Raw genomic sequence first — 237 nt, 5'->3', positions numbered from 1 at the left:
CGCGTCGCCGAAGGCGCCGATCCGCAGGCCCCAGCCGGTTTGCTCGGTGGTCCAGGCGGTGAGCATGCGCTGCAGCGCGTTGACGACCAGCGTGAACAGGCCCAGCGTGAGGATGTACAGCGGGATCGTGATGATGTTGACGATCGGCTTCACGATCGCGTTGACGATCCCGTACACCAGCGCGACCGCGAGGATCACGCCGATCCGCCCCCACGTGCTGTCGGAGCCGCCGATCGT

The 237-nt window shown here is 67.1% G+C and carries 1 protein-coding gene; it reads right to left on the bottom strand.

What is annotated here, in order from left to right:
* The coding region (locus tag KVT14_RS21340) for a phage holin family protein (RefSeq protein WP_217617383.1) at positions 1–237 on the bottom strand (237 nt) is incomplete at both ends.

The organism is Cellulomonas sp. GbtcB1, assembly GCF_019091725.1.
Classification (GTDB): Bacteria; Actinomycetota; Actinomycetes; order Actinomycetales; family Cellulomonadaceae; genus Cellulomonas.
The sequence above is the reverse complement of the archived record's forward strand: the minus strand, read 5'-3'. Positions and strand labels throughout refer to the sequence as shown.